This is a genomic window from Leifsonia sp. KNZ12-8B (assembly GCF_056755495.1).
Map to the genome: position 1 here is coordinate 1 of NZ_JBPGXM010000242.1, position 1,548 is coordinate 1,548.

At 75.0% G+C, this 1,548-nt stretch carries 1 protein-coding gene; it reads right to left on the reverse strand.

All coding sequences use genetic code 11. From position 1 onward, the window contains the following. Positions 1-165: 165 nt before the first annotated feature. Positions 166-1,500, reverse strand: a complete 1,335-nt coding sequence (locus ACR9ZG_RS18800; protein WP_481286366.1) for an MFS transporter — start codon at positions 1,498-1,500, stop codon at positions 166-168. Positions 1,501-1,548: the final 48 nt, after the last annotated feature.

Genomic DNA, 1,548 nt, shown 5'->3' on the forward strand with positions numbered 1-1,548 from the left:
TCCCCGCACCGCTCCGCCCGCGCGCCTGCCACCGCCGAGTCGTGACATCATGTCGCATCTCGGCGCGCGAACCCGCAACGAGTCACGACTCGGCGGGCGCCGCAGGAGTGGATACGGCGGGCGCCACAGGCGCGGGCACCGCGGGCGCGGACTGCGCCGCGGGCGTCACGCCTGCGGGCGCAGGAGCCGCGGCCCGTTCAGCCACACCGCGACGACGAACAGCGAGGTCACGGCGAACGCACCGGCGAACGGCCACCCGCCGCCGAGCGGTTCCAGGGCGGAGAACACGATCGCCGTCGCGGCGAGCGCGATCGACGAACCGATCGCATCCGTGATGGTGAGCGCCGAGCTGTTGAACCCCTGATCGGCCGGCGTCGAGTCCTCCAGCGTGAGCACGCCGAGCCGCGGGAACAGGATGCCCATGCCGGCGCCGCTGACCGCCCAGCCGACCACGATCACCGCCGGCGACAGGCCGAGCAGCGCGGAGGCGAGCAGCGACGCCATGGCGACGGTCAGGCCGGCGGCGCCGAGCGTCGCCGTCGTGCCGTGCGACAGCCCCGGGAACCGCCCCTGCACCCACGACGCCAGCGCCCAGGCGAGCCCCGCGGCCGTCAAGGCGATGCCCGCCACCGGTGCAGAGACGCCGTAGCGCGTCACCATCAGCAGCGGCACGTACACCTCGGCAGCGAAGAAGGCGCCGGCGACCAGGCCGCGCATGAGGATGACGCTCGGGAGGCCGCGCCGCGCCAGCAGTGTGCCCGCCGGCAGCAGCGGCCGCAGCGCGAGCAGCGCCACCGCGCCGGCCAGCACCGGCGCCGTCCACTGCAGCACCCCGGTCGCCTCCGCGGTCAGCGTGAGCACGAGGACCGCCGCCGCGAGGAGCACCGCCCAGCCGATGCGCGCGAGATCGCGCGGTGGCCGCTCGTCCTCCAGCCCGGGCCCGTGCATCCCTCGCATGGCGGGCACGACCATCGCCATCGCGGGCACGATCAGCGCGAGCACCCCGAGGAACACCCAGCGCCAGCCGACGCCGTCCGCCACGACCCCGGCGACGAACGGCCCGATCAGCGACGGGATGACCCACGCCGCCGCGAATCCGGCGAAGATGCGCGGGTGCAGCACCGGCGGGTACACCCGCGCGACGATGACGTACAACGCCACGGTGAGGGCCCCACCACCGAGGCCGTGGACGAGCCGGCCGCCGACGAAGAGCGGCATCGTGGGCGCGAGCCCCGCGATCAGCAGGCCGACCGCGAACAGGCCGACCGAGCCGTAGAGCGCGGTCCGCGGATTGCCGCGATCCGACCACGAGCCGGCCACCACCATCCCGACCACGCTGACCGCGAGCGGTCCGGCGAACGCGAAGGCGTACAGCGCGGCCCCGTCGAGCTCGCGGCTGATCGTCGGCATGATCGTGGTGACGGCGAGGTTCTCGAAGGCCGCCAGCATGATCAGCGCGCACATCCCGATGCTCACCCAGCGGAACCGAGGGCCGAGCACGCCCCCGTCCGGACCGCCACCGGCCAGCCGTGCGCCGGGGGCGCGGCG